The sequence below is a fragment of the Amycolatopsis coloradensis genome (assembly GCF_001953865.1).
Lineage (GTDB): Bacteria > Actinomycetota > Actinomycetes > Mycobacteriales > Pseudonocardiaceae > Amycolatopsis > Amycolatopsis coloradensis.
Map to the genome: position 1 here is coordinate 324,215 of NZ_MQUQ01000002.1, position 18,699 is coordinate 342,913.

The 18,699-nt window shown below is 67.3% G+C and carries 18 protein-coding genes; 17 read left to right on the forward strand and 1 reads right to left on the reverse strand.

The genetic code is table 11. From position 1 onward, the window contains the following. Positions 1-110: 110 nt before the first annotated feature. From BS329_RS03415 to BS329_RS03465, 11 genes are all read left to right on the forward strand, one after another. Positions 111-905, forward strand: coding sequence for an MlaE family ABC transporter permease (locus BS329_RS03415; RefSeq protein ID WP_076155564.1), 795 nt, complete (start codon positions 111-113; stop codon positions 903-905). Continuing rightward, positions 905-1,768 carry an MlaE family ABC transporter permease gene (locus BS329_RS03420; RefSeq protein WP_076155566.1) on the forward strand — a complete coding sequence of 288 codons (864 nt, stop codon included), beginning with the start codon at positions 905-907 and terminating at the stop codon, positions 1,766-1,768. The genes BS329_RS03415 and BS329_RS03420 overlap by 1 nt, the downstream gene beginning before the upstream one ends. After that, positions 1,765-3,024 carry an MCE family protein gene (locus BS329_RS03425; RefSeq protein ID WP_076155567.1) on the forward strand — a complete coding sequence of 420 codons (1,260 nt, stop codon included), beginning with the start codon at positions 1,765-1,767 and terminating at the stop codon, positions 3,022-3,024. Before BS329_RS03420 ends, BS329_RS03425 begins: the two co-directional genes overlap by 4 nt. After that, positions 3,021-4,022 (forward strand): MCE family protein, encoded by a 1,002-nt coding sequence (locus BS329_RS03430; protein ID WP_076155569.1) that lies wholly within the window; start codon positions 3,021-3,023, stop codon positions 4,020-4,022. The genes BS329_RS03425 and BS329_RS03430 overlap by 4 nt, the downstream gene beginning before the upstream one ends. Further along, positions 4,019-5,008 (forward strand): MCE family protein, encoded by a 990-nt coding sequence (locus tag BS329_RS03435; protein ID WP_076155663.1) that lies wholly within the window; start codon positions 4,019-4,021, stop codon positions 5,006-5,008. Before BS329_RS03430 ends, BS329_RS03435 begins: the two co-directional genes overlap by 4 nt. Continuing rightward, positions 5,005-5,997, forward strand: a complete 993-nt coding sequence (locus BS329_RS03440) for an MCE family protein (protein WP_076155571.1) — start codon at positions 5,005-5,007, stop codon at positions 5,995-5,997. Before BS329_RS03435 ends, BS329_RS03440 begins: the two co-directional genes overlap by 4 nt. Next, positions 5,997-7,052 (forward strand): MCE family protein, encoded by a 1,056-nt coding sequence (locus BS329_RS03445; RefSeq protein ID WP_076155572.1) that lies wholly within the window; start codon positions 5,997-5,999, stop codon positions 7,050-7,052. Before BS329_RS03440 ends, BS329_RS03445 begins: the two co-directional genes overlap by 1 nt. Then, positions 7,052-8,245, forward strand: coding sequence for an MCE family protein (locus BS329_RS03450; protein WP_076155574.1), 1,194 nt, complete (start codon positions 7,052-7,054; stop codon positions 8,243-8,245). Before BS329_RS03445 ends, BS329_RS03450 begins: the two co-directional genes overlap by 1 nt. Beyond that, positions 8,230-8,733, forward strand: a complete 504-nt coding sequence (locus BS329_RS03455; RefSeq protein WP_076155576.1) for a hypothetical protein — start codon at positions 8,230-8,232, stop codon at positions 8,731-8,733. Before BS329_RS03450 ends, BS329_RS03455 begins: the two co-directional genes overlap by 16 nt. Beyond that, positions 8,730-9,314 carry a hypothetical protein gene (locus tag BS329_RS03460; RefSeq protein WP_076155578.1) on the forward strand — a complete coding sequence of 195 codons (585 nt, stop codon included), beginning with the start codon at positions 8,730-8,732 and terminating at the stop codon, positions 9,312-9,314. The genes BS329_RS03455 and BS329_RS03460 overlap by 4 nt, the downstream gene beginning before the upstream one ends. 62 nt (positions 9,315-9,376) lie before the next feature. After that, entirely contained in the window at positions 9,377-10,036 is a 660-nt protein-coding gene (locus BS329_RS03465; protein WP_076155579.1) for a hypothetical protein, read from the forward strand. Positions 10,037-10,238: 202 nt separating this feature from the next. Here BS329_RS03465 and BS329_RS03470 read toward each other — a convergent pair whose 3' ends face one another. Continuing rightward, entirely contained in the window at positions 10,239-11,156 is a 918-nt protein-coding gene (locus BS329_RS03470; RefSeq protein ID WP_076155581.1) for an RCC1 domain-containing protein, read from the reverse strand. A 346-nt stretch (positions 11,157-11,502) separates the two neighbouring features. On the opposite strand from BS329_RS03470, the gene BS329_RS03475 reads away from it, so the two are divergent. The 6 genes from BS329_RS03475 (at position 11,503) to BS329_RS03500 (ending at position 18,687) form a co-directional block, all read left to right on the forward strand. After that, a complete protein-coding gene (locus tag BS329_RS03475) occupies positions 11,503-12,129 on the forward strand; it encodes a DUF6801 domain-containing protein (protein WP_076155582.1) in 627 nt (208 codons plus the stop codon). Positions 12,130-12,198: 69 nt separating this feature from the next. Beyond that, positions 12,199-13,566 carry a DUF6801 domain-containing protein gene (locus BS329_RS03480; RefSeq protein ID WP_076155584.1) on the forward strand — a complete coding sequence of 456 codons (1,368 nt, stop codon included), beginning with the start codon at positions 12,199-12,201 and terminating at the stop codon, positions 13,564-13,566. 175 nt (positions 13,567-13,741) lie between these two features. Beyond that, on the forward strand, positions 13,742-14,359 hold the full coding sequence (locus BS329_RS03485) for a hypothetical protein (protein ID WP_076155586.1): 618 nt from the start codon (positions 13,742-13,744) through the stop codon (positions 14,357-14,359). 7 nt (positions 14,360-14,366) lie between these two features. Then, the gene (locus tag BS329_RS03490) at positions 14,367-15,860 is read left to right on the forward strand and encodes a chymotrypsin family serine protease (protein WP_143252820.1); all 1,494 of its coding nucleotides are present in this window, start codon (positions 14,367-14,369) and stop codon (positions 15,858-15,860) included. Further along, positions 15,857-16,774 (forward strand): polyprenyl synthetase family protein, encoded by a 918-nt coding sequence (locus BS329_RS03495; RefSeq protein WP_076155589.1) that lies wholly within the window; start codon positions 15,857-15,859, stop codon positions 16,772-16,774. Before BS329_RS03490 ends, BS329_RS03495 begins: the two co-directional genes overlap by 4 nt. Then, complete coding sequence (locus tag BS329_RS03500) at positions 16,771-18,687, forward strand: NAD(P)/FAD-dependent oxidoreductase (RefSeq protein ID WP_076155590.1); 1,917 nt, start codon at positions 16,771-16,773, stop codon at positions 18,685-18,687. The genes BS329_RS03495 and BS329_RS03500 overlap by 4 nt, the downstream gene beginning before the upstream one ends. The last annotated feature ends 12 nt before the right edge of the window (positions 18,688-18,699 follow it).

Consider the following 18,699-nt stretch of genomic DNA (forward strand, 5'->3'; position numbering starts at 1 on the left):
CACGGTAACACCCCGTTGACCCGTTTCAACGATTCCGCTCCACCATTCGGAGCAAAGGAATAGCTCAACCTGGGGTTTATTCGCCGTGCCCGGAAAACTGGAGGGTCGGCGTGGGCGTCCGGACTAACGCACCCTCATTTCCCGGCGCGGGCGCGCTCCGGGAGACCGGCAGGCTCTACTCACTCGGCCTCGACGTCGTCCGCCTGACTTTCCGGCGGCCGTTCCAGGCCCGCGAACTGATCCAGCAGTTCTGGTTCATCGCGAGTGTGTCGATCCTGCCGACGGCGCTGGTCGCGATCCCGTTCGGCGCGGTGATCGCGCTGCACATCGGCTCGCTGACCGCGCAGATCGGGGCGCAGTCCTTCACCGGCGCGGCCAGTGTGCTGGCGATCATCCAGCAGGCCAGCCCGATCGTGACGGCGCTGCTGATCGCGGGCGCCGGCGGATCGGCGATGTGCGCGGACCTCGGGTCCCGCACGATCCGCGAGGAGATCGACGCGATGGAGGTGCTCGGGGTCTCCCCGATCCAGCGCCTGATCGTGCCGAGGGTGCTCGCCGCGATGGGGGTGTCCGCATTCCTCAACGGAATGGTCAGCGTGGTCGGCGTCCTCGGTGGTTATTTTTTCAACGTCATCATGCAGAACGGGACACCGGGTGCGTATCTGGCGAGTTTCTCCGCTCTCGCCCAACTGCCCGACCTCTGGATCAGTGAGATCAAAGCGGTCATCTTCGGTTTCGTCGCGGCGATCGTCGCGTCTTATCGCGGGCTCAATCCCAAAGGTGGCCCGAAAGGCGTCGGTGACGCGGTGAACCAGTCCGTGGTGATCACGTTCCTGCTCCTGTTCCTGTTGAACCTCGTGCTGACGACGCTTTACCTGCAGCTCGTCCCGGCGAAGGGCAGCTGATGACCACGACGACACCTCCCCCCACAAGCACCCGGGCGACGCGGGTCCGCGAGGCGGTGGACCGCCGGTTCGGTTTCCTGGACACGCTCGGCGACCAGATCCTCTTCTTCCTCAAGGCGCTCGCCTGGGTCCCGCGCGCGGTGCGCCGCTACCTCCGCGAGATCACCCGCCTGCTGGCCGAAGTGAGCTTCGGCAGCGGCGCGCTGGCGGTCATCGGCGGCACGATCGGCGTGATGATCGGGATGACCGTGTTCACCGGCACGGTCGTCGGGCTCCAGGGGTACTCGGCGCTCAACCAGGTCGGCACGTCCGCGTTCGCCGGATTCGTCTCGGCGTACTTCAACACGCGGGAGATCGCGCCGCTCGTCGCGGGTCTTGCCCTGTCGGCGACCGTCGGCTGCGGGTTCACCGCGCAACTGGGCGCGATGCGGATCTCCGAGGAGATCGACGCGCTCGAGGTGATGGGCATCCCCAGCGTCCCGTACCTGGTGACCACCCGGATCATCGCGGGCTTCCTCGCGGTCATCCCGTTGTACGCGATCGGCCTGCTGACCTCGTATCTCGCGTCGCGGCAGATCACCGTCTGGTTCTACGGCCAGTCCGCGGGCACCTACGACCACTACTTCCTGTTGTTCCTGCCACCGGGTGACGTGCTCTGGTCGTTCGGCAAGGTGCTGGTGTTCAGTGTCGTGATCGTGCTCGCCCACTGCTACTACGGTTTCCGCGCGAGCGGCGGACCGGCGGGGGTCGGCGTGGCGGTCGGCCGCGGCGTGCGGACCGCGATCGTGGCGGTCAGCGTGCTGGACTTCTTCCTCAGCCTCGCGATCTGGGGCGCGACCACGACGGTGCAGGTGGCCGGATGAGCCGGCGCGGGCTGCGCAAAGCCGGGGTCAGGACGGCCGGGGTGGTGTTCCTCGTGGTGATGTCCGCCCTCGTGCTGCTGTCGATCAAGATCTACCAGAAGGACTTCGTCGAGTCGGTCCCCGTGACGCTTCAGGCGGACCGGGTCGGCAACCAGTTGCGCGTCGGCGGGCAGGTCAAGGCACGGGGCGTGGTGGTCGGCGAGATCCGCGACGTCCACGCGACGACGGCGGGTGCGGAGATCGACCTGGCCATGGAGCCCGGCAAGGTCTCACAGCTGCCGAAGAACGTGTCCGCGCTGCTCGTGCCGAAGACCCTGTTCGGCGAGAGGTACGTGCAACTGTCCATTCCGGACGGATCGACCGGGTCGTCGCTGGCCTCGGGCGACGTGATCACCCAGGACCGCTCGGCCAACGCGATCGAACTCGAACGGGTCTTCGACAACCTGCTGCCGCTGCTCAAGGCGGTGCAGCCGCAGAAACTCGCCACCACGCTGACCACCGTCGCCACCGCGCTGGAAGGCCGCGGCGACCAGATCGGCGACACCCTGGCCACCGCGGCGGACTATCTCAAGCAGTTCAACCCGAACCTCCCGGCGCTGAACGACAACATCCGGGACCTGGCTACGGTTTCGAAGCTGTACGGCGACATCGCACCGGATCTCCTCGACGCGTTGAGCGCCTCCGCGGTCACCCTCGACACCGTCAAGGAGAAGCGGGCGGAACTGGCGACGGTGTACCAGCAGGTGACGGCGTCTTCCCAGCACGTCACCACGTTCCTCGTCAACAACCGCGCCACCATGATCGCGCTCGCCGCCGACAGCCGGGCACCGCTGGAACTCGGGGCGAAGTACTCCCCGAGTTTCGCCTGCACGCTCGACGCGCTGGCCAAACTGAAGCCGCAGATGGACAAGGTGCTGGGCAAGGGCACCGACGAACCCGGCCTGCACGCGGAGATCACCGTCACCCAGCCTCGCGGAAAGTACGTGCCCGGCAAGGACGACCCGGTCTACAACGCCACCGGTGAACCGCGCTGCTATCCGTCGAACGGCCTGATGAGCCAGGGAATCGCGGCCGTCGGCGGCGATTCGATGCCCGGTACGGAAGGTGACCTCGGCTTGGCGAACTCGCCGCAGGAACGCGAAGTGATCTCCACCCTGGTCGCGCCGTCGGCGGGCGTCCCGGTCAACCAGGTCCCCGCCTGGGGCAGCGTGCTCGTCGGCCCGCTCTACCGCGGCACGGAGGTGACCCTGCGATGAGGAACTTCGTGAGCCCCTTGATCAAGGGGCTGATCTTCGTCGTCGTCACGACACTGGCCACGGTGCTGCTGGCGGTGTCCATCACGAACACCGGCCTCGGCGACACCAAGGCCTACAGCGCCAAATTCCTCGACGCGACCTCGCTGAACGTCGGCGACGACGTCCGGATCTCCGGGGTGCGGGTCGGCCAGATCGAGGAACTCGAGATCGCCGACCACAGCCTGGCCCGGATCAAGTTCACCCTCGACTCGCAGCGCAGGCTGCCCGCCGACGTGACCGCGGTGATCAAGTACCGCAACATGGTCGGCCAGCGCTACATCGCACTCGAACGCGGCAAGGGCACCACGGAATTCCTCGAGCCCGGAGCGGAGATCCCGCTGGAGCGCACGACTCCCGCGCTCGACCTCACGGAGCTGTTCAACGGCTTCAAACCACTGTTCCAGGCGTTGTCCCCCAAGGACGTCAACCAGCTCTCCGGCGAGATCGTCCAGGTGCTGCAAGGCGAAGGTGGCACGGTGGAAAGCCTGCTGGCGCACACGGGTTCGCTGACCACCACGCTCGCCGGCCGCGACAAGGTGATCGGGGACGTGATCACGAATCTGGACACGGTACTGAAGACCATCAACGGCAAGGGCGACGCACTGTACACTTTGGTCTCGACGCTGCGGGAACTGGTGTCCGGCCTCGCCGGTGACCGTACCCAGATCGGGGAAGCGGTCTCGGGGATCGCGGACCTCACCACCGCGACGGCCGGTCTGCTCGAACAGGGCAGGAAGCCGCTCAAGGACAGCATCGAAGGTCTCGGCCTGCTCTCCGGGCAGCTCGTGAAGGGCAAGGCGGACGTCGAGCAGTCCCTCACCGTCCTCCCGCGGAAGCTGAACGAACTGGGGCGGATCAGCTCCTACGGCTCGTGGATGAACTTCTACCTGTGCTCGGCCGTCCTCCGGAGCACCCCTCCCCGCGGGACTCCGGCGACGGCGGAGAGGTGCACGTCGTGAAACCCTTCAAGGAACGGAATCCGATCGTCATCGGGCTCGTCGGCAGCGTCGTCGCGGCCGGGCTGCTGGCCGCGACGCTCAATTACCAGGAGCTTCCGATCATCGGCTCCGGAACCACCTACCAGGCCGAGTTCTCCGAAGCGGCCGGGTTGCAGGAAGACGACGAAGTCCGCATCGCCGGGATCAAGGTCGGCGAAGTGAGCGACGTCGCGCTGGCCGAAGACCATGTGGTGGTCAGCTTCCGGGTCAAGGACGCGTGGGTCGGCGACAAGACCGCCGCCGAGATCAAGATCAAGACCTTGCTGGGCCGGAAGTTCCTCTCGCTGCGCCCGACCGGCGAGACGGTGCAGAACCCGAAGCAGGTCATCCCGCGCACCCGGACCGTGACGCCCTACGACGTCACCGAGGCGTTCAACGGGCTGGCCGACACCGCGGGCGCGATCGACACCGAGCAGCTCGCGGAGAGCTTCACCACGCTCAGCGACACGTTCAAGAACTCGCCGGAGCACATCCGGAAGGCGCTGGAAGGGCTGACGTCGCTGTCGAAGACCGTGTCCACCAGGGACAACGAACTCGCCAGTCTGCTGTCGAACGCGCACGGTCTCACCACGACACTCGCGAACTCGAACGACGACTTCGCCAAGCTTCTCTCGGACGGCAACCTCCTGCTCACCGAACTGGACAACCGGCGGCAGGCGATCCACGACCTGCTCACCGGCGCGCAAGACCTCGCCACCCAGCTTTCGGGCCTGGTGAAGGACAACGAGGACCAGCTCGGCGGCGCGCTCAGCCAGCTCGGAGAGGTGACCGACATCCTGCGGCGGCAGAACGACAATCTCGCCAAGAGCCTCGAACTCGCCGCGCCGTACTTCCGCGTGGTGAACAACTCGCTCGGCAACGGGCGCTGGGTGGACGGCTACCTGTGCGGGCTCATCCCGGAGAACCGGGACCCCTGTACGCCGAAGATTCCCGGAGGTGGCCGATGACCAGCAGGTTCGTCACCCTCGCCCTCGTACTCGCGCTGGCCGTCGTCGGCGGCCTCTGGTGGATCTTCTCCGGCAGCGGACTCGACCGCGTCACGGTGTACTTCTCGCGCGCCGTCGGTGTCTACAGTGGATCGGACGTACGGGTGCTCGGCGTCCGGGTCGGCCAGGTCGAATCGGTGGCCCCGGAAGGGGAACAGGTCAAGGTCGTGCTGACCGTCGACGGTTCGACGCCGATCGCCGTCGACTCGGGCGTCCTGGTCGTGGCGCCGAGTGTGGTGGCCGACCGGTACGTCCAGTTCACCAAGCTCACCCGCTCGGGGAACCGGCTGGACGACGGCGCGGTGATCCCTGTCGAACGCACCGGCACGCCGGTGGAACTCGACCAGCTCTACTCCAGCCTCGACACCCTCGCCAAGGCACTCGGGCCGAAGGGGGCGAACGCCGACGGCGCGCTCTCGGAACTGCTGCGCACCGGTGCGAAGAACCTGCAAGGCAACGGCAAGCCGTTCAACGAGTCGGTGCGCAATTTCGCCGACCTCGCCAGGACCCTCTCCGGGAACTCGGAGAGCCTGTTCGCCACCGTCGACGAGTTGCAGCGGTTCACCTCGATGCTGGCGACCAACGACCGGAACGTCAGCGAGGTCAACAAGCAGCTCGCCTCGGTCACCGGGACCCTCGCACAGAACAAGGACGAACTCGCCCGCGCCCTCAACGGGCTCGGCGGCGCGCTGGCCGAGATCCAGAAGTTCATCCGTGACAACCGCGCGCTGATCAAGTCCAATGTGGACAAGCTCGCGGTGACCACCGGGACGTTGGTCGACAAACGCGCAGCGCTGGCCGAAACCCTCGACACGATCCCGCTGGCGGTGACGAACGTGCTCGAAGCCCTCGACCCGGAGACCGGGAAGCTCCAGAGCCGCGGCAACATGCTCGAATACGCCCCGCTCCCGCTTCCCCCCACCGGCGACACCTACGTCGGGGGGCGCTGATGACCGGGAAACGCGTCATCGCCGTACTCGCCGCCTGCTGCGTCGCGCTCACCGGCTGCTCCAGCGACTTCAAGGGCGTCTACGACCTGCCGCTTCCCGGCGGCGCGGACATCGGCGACCATCCGTACCGGGTGACCGTGCAGTTCGCCGACGTGCTCGACTTGGTACCGCAGGCCGCGGTGAAGGTGGGCGACGTCCCGGTCGGCCGCGTCGAGACCATCCGGCTCGGCGATGACGGCTGGACGGCCGAAACCGTCCTGGTGGTCAACGGCGACGTCCTCCTGCCCGCCAACGCCCTCGCACGGCTGCGGCAATCCAGCCTGCTCGGCGAGAAGTTCATCGAACTCGCGCCGAGCGCGGCGAAGGCCGAGGGCAGGCTGGGCGACGGCGCGACCATCCCCGTCGCGAGCACGAACCGCAACCCCGAGTTCGAGGAGATCTTCGGCGCGCTGTCCCTGCTGCTCAACGGCGGTGGCATCGGCCAGTTGCAGACCATCAACCGCGAACTGTCGAAGGTGATGGACGGCAACGAGGAGGAGATCCGCTCGTTCCTGTCCACCGTGGAACAACTGGTGTCCAATCTGGACACGCACCGCACCGACATCACCTCGGCGCTCGACGGGCTCAACCAGCTCTCGACGACGCTGGCAAACCGGAAAAAGCAGGTCGAAAGCGCGCTCACCGACCTCACCCCCGGTCTCAAGAGCCTTTCCGACCAGCGCACCCAGCTGGTCTCGATGCTGCAAGCGCTCGACCAGCTCTCCGGCGTCGGTGTCGACGTGATCAAGAAGAGCCGGGACGACCTCGTCGCCGATCTGACCGCGCTCGCGCCGATCCTCAAGCGGCTGGCCGACGCCGGCCAGAGCCTGCCCCGGTCGCTGGAGATCCTGCCGACGTTCCCCTTCACCGACGCCGTGCTGGACGGGATCAAGGGCGACTACCTGAACGCCTACATCACGATGCTCCCCGCACCGGGCGTCGAACTCCCGCCGCCGGGCGAAGGTGTCCCGCCGGGACTCCCGACACTGCCGCTGCCGTCCTCCGGAGGTAGCTGATGCTCACCGCCCGTATCCGGATCCAGGTGATCGCGTTCGTCGTCATCGCGTTGGCCACGACGGCGTTCGTCGGGGCCAACTACGCGGGGCTCGACCGGCTTTTCGGGGCGAGCGGATACACCGTGAAGCTCGCGCTGACCGACGGCGGCGGCCTGTTCACCAACGGCGAGGTGACCTACCGCGGCGTCGCCGTCGGCCGGGTCGGCGAACTGCGGCTCACCGCCGGTGGCATGGAAGCGGACCTGCTGATCGACGACGACGCGCCGCCGATCCCCGCGAACTCGCGGGCGGTCGTGGCGAACCGGTCCGCGGTCGGCGAGCAATACGTCGACCTGCAGCCGCGGACCGGTTACGGCCCGTTCCTCGCCGAAGGTTCGGTCATCCCGCGTGAGGCGACGAGCGTTCCGCTGCCGGTGCAGCATCTGCTGACCGACCTGGACTCGCTGACCGCGTCCGTGCCGACCGAAGATCTTCGGACCGTCGTCGACGAACTCGACAACGCTCTGCGTGGTTCCGGCGCGAACCTCCAGGTACTGCTCGATTCCACCACCGACTTCACCAAGCAGGCCGCGAACCACCTGCCGCAGACGGAGAAACTGCTCACCGACGGCTCGACCGTGCTGAAGACCCAGGTCGACTCGTCGCAGGCGTGGCGGCAGTTCAGCCACAACGCCAAACAGTTCGCCGAACAGCTGTCCCGTTCGGACGGTGACCTCCGCACCCTGATCGCGACCGCGCCCGGCGCGGCGACCCAGCTCTCCGGGCTGCTGCGGGACAACGAGCCGGGGTTGCCGATCCTGCTGGCGAACCTGCTCACCACGTCGCAGGTGTTCTCCGCGCGCACCGACGGCCTGCGGCAGCTGCTGATCAACACCCCGAAGGCGGTGTCGGCGGTCGACGCGTCGGTCGACGACCAGTCCGCGAAGATCGGCCTGGTCCTGACCTTTTTCGACCCGATGCCGTGCACGAAGGGCTACGGGGGCACGAAGATCCGCGACAGCAGGGATCTTTCGACGCTGCCGTTCAACACCGGTGCCGCGTGCACGCTCGAAAAGGGCAACCCGAGTTCGGTCCGCGGTTCGCAGAACGCGCCGAAGGGCGGCGTCCCGCCCGCCGCCGTGCCCGGCGGGTTCGGCGCCGACGGCCAGCCGACGTCCACCAGCCTCGAGGAGATGTTGTGGCTGCGCAACTGAAGATCGCGATCGCCGTGTTCACCGCGGCCTGCGCGTTCGCGGGATGGGCCGGGTACACCTGGTTCACCGCGACCGGCTCCGAGGCCGTGTCCTACGGGAACTCGCGCGACGACGCGCTGAAGACCGGACGTGAACTCGTCGCCCGCCTGACCAGTCTCGACCACCACCGGATCGACCAGGGCGTCGCCGACTGGCTCGCCGCGTCGACCGGCCCGCTGCGCGATCAGCTCGGCAAGACCGACGACGCGACGAAGCAGACGCTGACCAAGAACGCGACGGTCTCGACGGGCAAGGTGCTCGACGCGGCGATCAGCGAACTGGACGACCACGCGGGAACGGCCAAGATGCTGGCTTCGGTGGAGATCACGATGGCGAGGGAAGGCGCGGCGCCGACGACGAAACGCAACCGGTTCGCCGCCGGGCTGACCCGGACCGGCGAAGGCTGGAAGCTCAGCGCGCTCGACCAGCTCCCGGTGGGTGCGCGATGACCGCCACGGCCGACACCGACGCGGACGCCGTCACCGAGCCCGAAGTCGTCGCCGACGAGGTCGCCGAGAAGCCGTCCCGCCGGCTGAAAGTCTCGCTGATCCTGCTGGTCGCGGCCGCCGTGCTGGTGGCGGCGGGCGTCTGGTTCACGCTGGAGGCGCGGTCGATCTCGGCGGCGCCGTCGGCGGCCAACACCGCGCTCACCGATGCCGGCACGACAGCCGAGGTGAACTCCGCGGTGACGGTGGCGCTCGACAAGGTCTTTTCCTATTCCTACGACCGGACCGACGTCACCGAAAAGGCGGCCGCTTCGGCGCTGAGAGGTAAGGCGCTGGAGTCGTACAACCTGTTGTTCGCCCAAGTCAGGGAAAAGGCTCCGGCACAGAAACTCATCCTCACCACTCGCGTCTCCTCATCTGCCGTCCAGGAACTCGGCGGCGGTAAAGCGCGACTGCTGGTATTCCTCGATCAAGCGGCGACCCGGGCCGACAACAATTCTTCGACGACGGCAGCGGCCCAGCTTTCGGTCACTGCCGAACGCGAAGGTGAATCCTGGGTCATCACCGACCTCATCCCCCGGTGACAAACCGGGCATTCCCCCTTTCGTCCGCGTTATAAAACAGGAGAGAAAACGAGGAGAATCCCATGTTCGGTCGAACGCGCCCGAAAACCGCTCGTCGCCGTCTCGGCACGGTCGTCGCGCTGACCTCCGCGATCGCCGTGGCGGGCAGTCTCGCCGCCAGTCCCGCCCTGGCGGACGACCCGGTGGAGATCCCGGTGTCCTACACCGTCACCGGGAAGACCGTGGTCAAGAAGACCGGCGGCTCCCTCGACCTCGGCCCCGGTCAGCTCAACGGCGCCCTCGTCATCGACGGTGACAACGTCGGGATCAGAGGCGACCTGTCCCTGCCGCCCTCGACGGCGAACATCTCGCTGGTCTCGGGCGTCTTCAAGATCAAGGCCCGGGTGCGGATCGAGCCGACCGGCCCGGTCACCGGCACGCTGGCCAACGGCGATCTGACCACCCACTCGCAGGCGAACATGCTGATCGACAACATCGTGGTCGGCCTGTTCTGGCCGGTCGTCCCGCTCCCGACGGTGCCGAACGCCTGCAAGACCGTCAAACCGCTCGACCTCACCCTGGTGTCGAAGAACGTGGACCTGTTCGCCGAGACGATCCCCTCGTCGGGTGTGTTCACCATCCCCGAGTTCAAGGACTGCTTCATCAACGACCTCGCGCTGGGCGCGTTGATCTCCGGTCCGGGCAACACGATCAACCTGAGCATGAAGTCGAACCTGTCCTGACGCTCGTGAGCGGTAAGGACGGTTAGAGCCGACCGTGTCTTAGGTACGTACTGGTGCTCGGATGGCGGTTTCGCGTGATCCGACGGACATCACCCGTGCTTGGATGGACAGGTTCGGTCTCAAGCTTTGATCAACGGAGGATTGAGGACACTCGACGTCCCCGATCCTCCGTTGGTCGAAGCAAACCTTCCTCACGAGAGGGTCAGCAGAAGTACGGCGCGGCAGGGTCCACCAGGGCAATCCCGGTGCTGTCACCCGCGGAAATGGCGTAGACCGGGGCGCAGACGCCGGAGAACTTCCAGAAGTCCGTCGGTGGTTCCGAGCTGGTGTCCCTGCTTTCCTGCTTCACGTTGCTGCCCCAGGCGAAGACGCTCCCGTCGGACTTCAGCGCGACGTTGTGGTTGAAACCCGCGTCGATGGCGACGACGCCGGACTGCGCCTCCGGCGGAACCGTGGCCTGGCCGGCGGAGTTGTCTCCCCACGCGATGACGCCGCCGTTCTTCAGCGCGATGCTGTGCCGGAGTCCTGCCGAAACAGAGCTGACTCCGGACGTCGCCGCCGCGGGTACCGTGATCTGACCCTTTCCGTTGCTTCCCCAGCCGATCACCCCGCCGTTCTTCAGCGCGAGCCCGTGATCGCCACCGGCGGAAATCGCCGTGACGCCCGAGGAAACCGTCGCGGGGACCACGGTTCGCGAACCCCAGCTCAGCACGCCGCCGTTCTTGAGCGCCAGATTGAAGTAAGCGCTGGTGGAGATCGCGGTGACACCGGCGGTGGCGGCGGCAGGCACGACGTTCTGGCCGTAGAAACCGTTGCCCCAGGCGATGACGCCGCCGTTCTTGAGCGCCAGCTCGTGCGCCCAGCCCGCCGCGATCGCCGAGACTCCCGACGTGGCCGCGGCCGGGACATCGGTCTGCTGGTAGCTGTTGTTGCCCCAGGCGATCACACCACCGTTCTTGAGGGCGAGATGGGTGAGCGCCCCCGCGGACACCGCGCTGGCGCCGAGCGCCGACGCGGGCACAGAGCCCTGCCCCTGCGCGTAGTCGTTGCTGCCCCACGGCCGCGGTTCGCCGATGGACACGGCGTGGGCGACGCCGGAAAGGGAAACCGTGGCGATCATTACGGTTATCGCACTACTCGTCACGCGCCGTGTCATGGATCGTCGATTGTCTGAAGGCATGCGCGAAATGTTAACCCGGCTCCGCCGACCGGCCCCGTCTTTGTCATCCTCGGACAAACTTCATAATCGTATTCAGCGACAGCTGACAAGAAAGAACAGGCTCCTCACCCACCCCGAAACCTGTCGACATGAATCCTTGTTACGTTCATAACTCGCGGGTAACCTCGGTTTACCCCACCACTCGAGAAAGCCGCTCAAGTCGAGCATATTTGATCAGAATAATCCGCCGAAAGGCGCATGGGGAAAGCCGCCCGAGACGTAAACTGGATCAAAGGAGATGACAGGTATGTCCCGCAGACTCGGCAAGTTGTCAGCAGGCGTCGCCACCACCGGCATCGTGATGGGAGCGGTCGCCGTGCTCACCGCCGGCACGGCCGCCGCCGCGACCACCTATGCCACCGGCACGGTCGCGTACATGTGCAACTTCCCCGGCATCGGCCAGCAGCAGCTGGACGTGAAGGCCCAGTTCGACGGCCCGACGTCGATCGCCTCGGGCGCCACCGCCACGCCCACGAACATCTCGGGCAGCGCGACCATCAACGCCACCATCAACGCCCTGCTCAACGCCGCCAACTACGACGGCGTCCGAGGCAAGGCCAACATGCCGATCACCATCACCAACGCCACCCCGACTTCGGCGACGGTGACGAACCTGAACGTCCCGACGCAGGTCAACCCGTACGTGCCCGGCCCCCGGACGTTCAACATCGTCCAGGACGCGGGCACCGGCGTCCCGACATTCACCGCCGGTGCCCCCGGCTCGGCGACCGCGTCGCTCGGCACCACGATCAACGCGCCGCTGGACTTCCACAAGAAGGACGGCACCTGGACCGCTTGGAACTTCAACTGCACCGTGAAGAACACCAACCCGGCGCAGAACCGCGCGTTCAGCCCGTCGATCACCATCACCTGATGAACCATCCGTGCGGGGCGGGGACGCCCGCCCCGCACGGGCTCCATCGCATGACACGAAAGGACCCCCATGGGACAGCAGGTTCGCCGAGCACTCGGGAGGTTTCCCGTTCTGGCGGGCGTCATTCTGCTGGTGGGGGTGAACGGCGCCCTGGCCTCCTCGGCCGCGACCGATCCGTCGGCTCCGCCCGTAGCGCCGTCGCAGGGCGCCGATTCCACGCACAAGAGCCTGGCGAACACCTGTGTCTTCCCGGATCCGGTCGGTGCGCGACCGGTCACAGTGGACACCAAAGCCACTCTGCCGAAGATCGTCGCCACCGGAAAGCCCGTACAGCTCAAGGACTTCTCTCTCACGTTCACCATCCCCGCGGGGGCGCTCGGCGAGGGGACCGAGATCGAGGGCGCCGCCGCCGTCGAACTCACGGCGACGCGTGCGGACAAGAAGACCCCGGTCCCGGTGACCCTCACGATCCCGGCGACCAAGGTGCCCGTCACCGGTGACCTGAGCCTGGTCGCGACAGGCAAGGTCCCCGACATCGTGATGACCGTCGAAGGCGAACTTCAGCTGTCGACGGGCGCGCCGTCCCTGGCGCTGACCGTCCCCGCCGCCCCGGCCCCGTTCAAGCCGATCACCTGCACGCAGGCTCCCGGCCAGGACGCGACACTCGGCAGCGTCGCACTGCTGCCGCTGAAGGGGACCGAACCGGGGACCAGGAAACCGGGTGAACAGAAGCGGCAAGGCGATCCCCGCGCCGCGGGCGACCCGCCGGACCCGAACATCATCGTCATCCCGCTGCTGCCGTTCGAACTGGTCAACACGGCCACGATCAGCAAGGTCGGCGCGGTCGCCCGGCTGAAGCCCGGGTTCATGTTTAACGCGATCTGGACCGTCTACCTCGACCGGACGACGAGCGAGATCAGCGGCACCGCGCTCCAGCCGCCGAGCAAGCTGAACCTGCTCGGCTTCGGCTTCTTGCCGATCAGCGGGACGATGGAGTTGCTGCCGACCGACTACCGCACCGGCAACACCCTCATCGACGCCGCCGGGACCGTGATCTCCGAACCCGACGGCAGCTCGACCGCGACCGTCAGGGTCCTGGGCTACGGCAGGCTGAGCAACATCACCGTCAACGGCGTCGACCTCGGTGTCGGGGACAACTGCGTGACGGCCGAACCGCTCGAACTGAATCTGCGGGGAACGAAGTACGACACGGCATACGGCGGTGTCCTGCGGACCGACCCCGACTCGCCCGACCCGCTGTACCGGGGCTTCACGCTGCCCAGGTTCGTCGGCTGCGGCGTCAAGGAGAACCTCGACTCGTTGCTGAGCGGCATGTCCTCGGGCCCGGGCAACCAGGTCTGCTTCGGTGTCAACCAGGTCGGCCTGCCCCGGACGCCGGAACGGGAGTGTCCCAACGCGACACCGCCCGCCGGATGACGTCCGCACCTGCGGCGCACTGAGGCAATCGTCCATTCAGCGGCATATTCGCCGTGCTCACAATTCGACAAATCCGATCCCGGAAGTACTCAAACAACGGTGATCGCAGTATGCCTTGTGCCGGATAAACCGAACTGGGTATCCTCCGGTGAGGATCTTTTCCGGGGGGAACACAATGAATCCGGTATTCAACCGGCGCACCGCTCTGCGCGGCGCCGTCGTGCTGGCCGGCCTGACGGGCCTGCGGGGAACGGTTGCCGAAACGGCTTCGGCAGACGGTTTCAAGGAACTCACCTGGAAGCTGATCCGGCCGAGCAGCAACTTCCCGTTGATGCCGGTCCGGGTGATCTCCGGGATCCCCGCGACGATCGGCTATGGAAAACCGGTCGCGATCGGTCCCGTCATCGTGCAGGCGACCTGCGACAAAAACGTCGGCCCGGTGGTCAGGAGCACCGGATGCGACATGGTCTCCGCGGTGTTCGACCTGACGGTCGTGGTGACGGACGCGCGTGGCCTGTCCGGTCGTTTCCCGGTCACCGTCCAGTTCCCGCGGACCGAGGTCCCGTCCACCCAGGTCGAATTCGTGTTCACCGGGACGGCCACTCTCACCGGCCCTGGAACCCCTCCGGCGGCAAGGAATCCCGGCCTGATGCGGATCACCGTTGATCGGCGCGTCACCGGGGTGACCACCCTCTACGACGTCAAGACGGGCGTCCCTCATCAGCTGGCCAGCCAGGCCGACCTGATACCCCCTGACCAGGACCCCCTGATCGCGACCATCGAGGTGCGCTGACGTGTTCATGACCGCCCGGACCTCGAAGGCGCTGGATGTCGCGAAAACGCGGTTCGCGGACGACCACCTGGCCGACCCGAACGTGGTCGGGGTGACCAAGGGTTTTCGCACGCGCGACGGCGTCCTGACCTCTGAACCGGTAGTGATCGCGCTGGTGGCCAAGAAACGGCGAGCCGTGCTGATCTCCCGTTCCCGGTTGCTGCCGAGCACGGTGGAGGTGGACGGTTCTCGCTACGGCGTCGACGTCGTGGAGACCGGCGAGTTCCATTTTTCCGGCGGCGGCGCGGCTTTCCCTGGGCCGATCACGGACAGACTTCGCCCGCCGTTGCAGGGCGCGAGCCTGGGGTCACTCGCCGACGGCACCCTCGGCACCCTCGGCTGCCTCGTGCGGGACAAGACGGACGGCACCCTTTGCGTCCTTTCCGCGGGCCACGTGCTCGCCGGCACCGAAGGCCCGCCCGACTCGGCGATCATCCAGCCCGCACCGTCGGACGGCGGCGACGCCGGGAGCACGATCGCGCGGCTCAAACGCTTCATCCCGCTGACGAAAGGCGAACCGAACACCGCGGACGCCGCGATCGCCGAGCTTTCGCCCGGTATCGGCGTGAGTTCCACGGTGGTGCGCAATCTGATGGCGCCGATCTCGGCGACCCATCCGGCGATCGGTCTCGCGTTCCTCGCCAGCGCGCACGGAGGCACGTTCCTGGCCAAGATCGACACCGTTCTGTCGCGCTTGAACGTCGAGCTGCTCAGCCCGGCCGCCACCGCCATCGCCACCGAAGGACGCCGCATCGAGAAGGTCGGCCGTACCTCTGGCTACACCTCCAGCGTCGTGCTCGACACGACCGCGAGAGTCTCCGTCGACGGCTACTACTTCACGGATCTCATCTACGCGCAAAGGTTTTCCCTCGCCGGAGACTCGGGCGCGATCGCTTGTGAAGGCGGGAACGGAAGGACGTTCACCCCGTTGCCTTCGATCGCCTGCCGGTTGCTCGGTTCCGCCGGGGCGTACTACGACCTGCCGTTGGCGGGCGACAATGCACTGGCCGACAAGGCACGAGATGAGTTCTTCGGTGAGAGTCTCGTCGGAAACGTCGTCGTGCAGCTGGTCTACAAGAATCTCGACCTGGCTGTGCACCGGGCGGAAACGGCGGGCGCCACCCCGGAGGAGATCGAGGAAGCCCGCCGTTACTACGGCAAGTACCGCGCGCTCGCCGAGTCGGTGCTGACCGATCCGGCCTCGACGGTCTCGCTCACCCAGGAGTACATCGACGACATCAAGGCGATGTTCGCGGGCCTGGCGCCCGACCTCGTCACCGCGGCGGAAAAGCAGGCGCTGTGGGTGTTGTTCGACGACGTCATCCAGCCCGCGGCCGGGAAGAACCGGCAGCAGTTGCTGGACTACATGAACGATCTGGCCGTGTACCGGCGGGTGATGACGAATCTGAGGACCGTTCCGGGACTGGACATCGACGGCACCTACCGGTTCTCCTCCGGATGAGCGATCCCGTGCAGACCCGGCTGGAACGACTCACCTCCGGGCTCGTCGCTCCACTGCGCGAAGCCGTCAGCGGGTTGATCAGCCGCCCCGGTAAGTCCTTGAGGTCACGCATGCTGACGGTCTCCGCCGGGTTCGGCCGTTTCGACCCGCTCAGGGTCGCCCGGCTCGGCGCGGTGGTCGAACTGGTCCACCTCGCTTCGCTGGTACACGACGACGTGGTCGACCGGGCCGCCATCCGCCGGGGCGGGCCCGCCGCGCACGAGGTCGCCGGGCCGGAGATCGCGGTCCTCGCCGGACTCGCCTGTCTCGGCGCCGCGGGGACCGAGGCCGCCGAAATCGGCGAGGACGTCGCTGTAGCGGTCAGCCGGACCGTCTCCGAGCTCGCGTACGGAGAACTGCTCGACGTCGAGCGTGCCTTCGACACCGAGTTGTCGTTGCCGGACTATGTCGAACTGGTCAGCCGCAAGACCGGAGTGCTCTTCCAGCTGTGCTGCCGCCTGGGCGGACTGGAATCCGTCGCGGACGGGGAAGAAGCCCACGAGCTGATCGCCGCCCTCGGCGCATTCGGCCTCAACTGGGGAATCGCCTTCCAAATCCTGGACGACTGCCTCGATCTCGAGAACACCGGGAACGACAAACCGGCGGGAACCGATCATCAGCTCGGGCTCTTCGGGGCGCCGACACTGGCCGCGTTACGCACGAACACCTCCGGTGAACTGAGCGAGTTGCTGCTTTCACCCTCGTTCGACTCCGGAGACCTTCCGAGAGTGTGCGCGCTGGTCGCGGCGCACGGCGGCTTCGACTCGGCCCGCGATCTCGCGAAGGTCCATCTCGGCCGGGCGTCCGCGGCGCTGGACCGGACACCTGACGTACCGGCCCGGTGGGAACTGGCCGGGATGGCGGGCGTGGCGTGAGTCAGGTCCTTGTCGTCGGTGCGGGGCCTGCCGGGTCGGTGGCGGCCGCCGTCCTGGCACGTGGCGGGATGCGGGTTCTGGTGGCCTGCCGTCGAAGCCATCCGATCCCGAACCACGACCTGTTGCTGGGCAAGCCCGCGCGTGAGGTCCTCCGGTCGATCGGCATCGCCGTGGACCGCTGGCCGGTGCTCCCGGTTTCCCTCGCCGTCTCCGGTCAAACCGCCCGGCCGGTGCCTGACGCCGGATACTCCCTTGTGGACAGAGACGAACTGTGTGGCACCTTACGAGAACACGCCGCCGGCCTCGGAGCGGAGTACGTGCCGGGTAAAACGGACAGACCGGGCGGGCATGTCATCCTGGCGGGCGGAGGCGGCCATCTCCGCGGGCGGACACCGCACAGCACCGGCTTGACCTCCGTCCAGCGGTTCATCGGCGCCGAACCGGACGGCAGGGTGCTTCTCCGGATGCTCGCCCCGCCCGCCGACGAGCCGCGTGGCCATCCACGCTGCGCCTGGCTGGCGCCGGCTCCCGGTGGCTGTGCCGTGGGGGCGACGGCATTCGGCGATGTGACACCGGATGCTTTGCTGGACGAGGCTTTCGCCGCCCTCAGCGAATTCGAACCGGCCTTGGCGAATCTCCGAGCGGCCGGACCCGCCGCGACCGGGCCACTGTACGCCGGGTTCGGTCCGGGCGGGGCCGTCGACGAGGCGGGGCTGCGGGTGGGCGACGCGGCCGGGCTGGTCAATCCCTTCACCGGGGAGGGGCTCAGTCACGCCATGCAGTCAGGGCAGCTCGCCGCACGCGCGATCTTGGCCCATCCGGATGATCCCGAAGGCGCCGCACGCGAATACAGCCGGCTGCTGGATTCGACCTACGTCGGCTACTTCGAAACGGCACGGCACGTCTCCAGCAGGTATCACCTCGCGTGGCGGGTCCTCAATGCCGGCGCGAGCAGCGAAAGTCCGTTCTTCGCCAAAAGCCGGCGGGCGATCGTGCTCTCGGAAGCCGTGCCGACTCTGACCACGCCGGAATCGATGACGGTTCCGGTGGGCCTGAGACCGGCGCTCCTTCCGTTCCTCGCCGCTTGCGATGAGGTCAGCGTGGCGACCGTCCGCCGCGAATGGCCGTTTCTGGCAAGGATGTTCACAGCTTCCGTCGACGACCTGCGCCCTCGGCCGGCACTCGGCTTCTTCGGCGCGATGCTGGCGGGAGGCCAGGTCCCCGCTCGCGGGCACGCCACGGTAACCGCCGCGATCGAAATCGCCACCCTCGGCGTCCTCGCCTTTCTCGGCCCGGCCGCCGCCCCTCGTGAAGTCCGGGGCGTGGACTGGGAATCGGCGACGACGGTGCTGGCCGGGGACTATCTCGTCGGGCGGGCGTCACGGCTGATCGCACAAGCGAAGCCCGGGATTCTCTGGACGTTCTCGGACTGGATCACCGAACTCGCCGCGCTCCGGGCCACCGCCACGACCTCGGGTTCGGGCGCGGGCACCGTGTTCTCCTCTCTCTTCGAATTCCCGCTGCGCGTCGGTGCCCATCTCGGCGACGCACCTTCGGAACCCCTCCGGGCCTACGGCGAAGCATTGGGGCGAGTCTTCCTTCACGCCGAGGACGTACTGGCGCTCCGCGGCACCCGCACCCGCTTGGACGTGACCTTGCCGGGTTTGCTCGCCGGCCGGATCTCCGCACTGCCCGAACTGCTGTCCATTCCGGATCTGACGGCCTCGTCGCTGACCGGTGCCAGGCTGGCGACCGCCTTGGCAGCCGCCGCGGAGGAAGGCGATCGCGCCCGCAAGACCGCGACGGACGCACTGACACGGGTCGAGAACCCATCGGCACGGAGGCTTCTGGGCTGTCTCCTGGACTCGGTCGCCGCACCACTCGGCTTGGAGTCCACAGTGGACTCGTGGTGACGTCGGCGCCTT

Coding starts and splice junctions, on each gene's coding strand:
- BS329_RS03420 (WP_076155566.1), top strand. CDS start 905: ATGACCACGACGACACCTCCCCCCACAAGCACCCGGGCGACGCGGGTC.
- BS329_RS03445 (WP_076155572.1), top strand. CDS start 5,997: ATGACCGGGAAACGCGTCATCGCCGTACTCGCCGCCTGCTGCGTCGCG.
- BS329_RS03440 (WP_076155571.1), top strand. CDS start 5,005: ATGACCAGCAGGTTCGTCACCCTCGCCCTCGTACTCGCGCTGGCCGTC.
- BS329_RS03475 (WP_076155582.1), top strand. CDS start 11,503: ATGTCCCGCAGACTCGGCAAGTTGTCAGCAGGCGTCGCCACCACCGGC.
- BS329_RS03465 (WP_076155579.1), top strand. CDS start 9,377: ATGTTCGGTCGAACGCGCCCGAAAACCGCTCGTCGCCGTCTCGGCACG.
- BS329_RS03480 (WP_076155584.1), top strand. CDS start 12,199: ATGGGACAGCAGGTTCGCCGAGCACTCGGGAGGTTTCCCGTTCTGGCG.
- BS329_RS03490 (WP_143252820.1), top strand. CDS start 14,367: ATGACCGCCCGGACCTCGAAGGCGCTGGATGTCGCGAAAACGCGGTTC.
- BS329_RS03460 (WP_076155578.1), top strand. CDS start 8,730: ATGACCGCCACGGCCGACACCGACGCGGACGCCGTCACCGAGCCCGAA.
- BS329_RS03495 (WP_076155589.1), top strand. CDS start 15,857: ATGAGCGATCCCGTGCAGACCCGGCTGGAACGACTCACCTCCGGGCTC.
- BS329_RS03430 (WP_076155569.1), top strand. CDS start 3,021: ATGAGGAACTTCGTGAGCCCCTTGATCAAGGGGCTGATCTTCGTCGTC.
- BS329_RS03425 (WP_076155567.1), top strand. CDS start 1,765: ATGAGCCGGCGCGGGCTGCGCAAAGCCGGGGTCAGGACGGCCGGGGTG.
- BS329_RS03485 (WP_076155586.1), top strand. CDS start 13,742: ATGAATCCGGTATTCAACCGGCGCACCGCTCTGCGCGGCGCCGTCGTG.
- BS329_RS03470 (WP_076155581.1), bottom strand. CDS start 11,156: ATGATCGCCACGGTTTCCCTTTCCGGCGTCGCCCACGCCGTGTCCATC.
- BS329_RS03450 (WP_076155574.1), top strand. CDS start 7,052: ATGCTCACCGCCCGTATCCGGATCCAGGTGATCGCGTTCGTCGTCATC.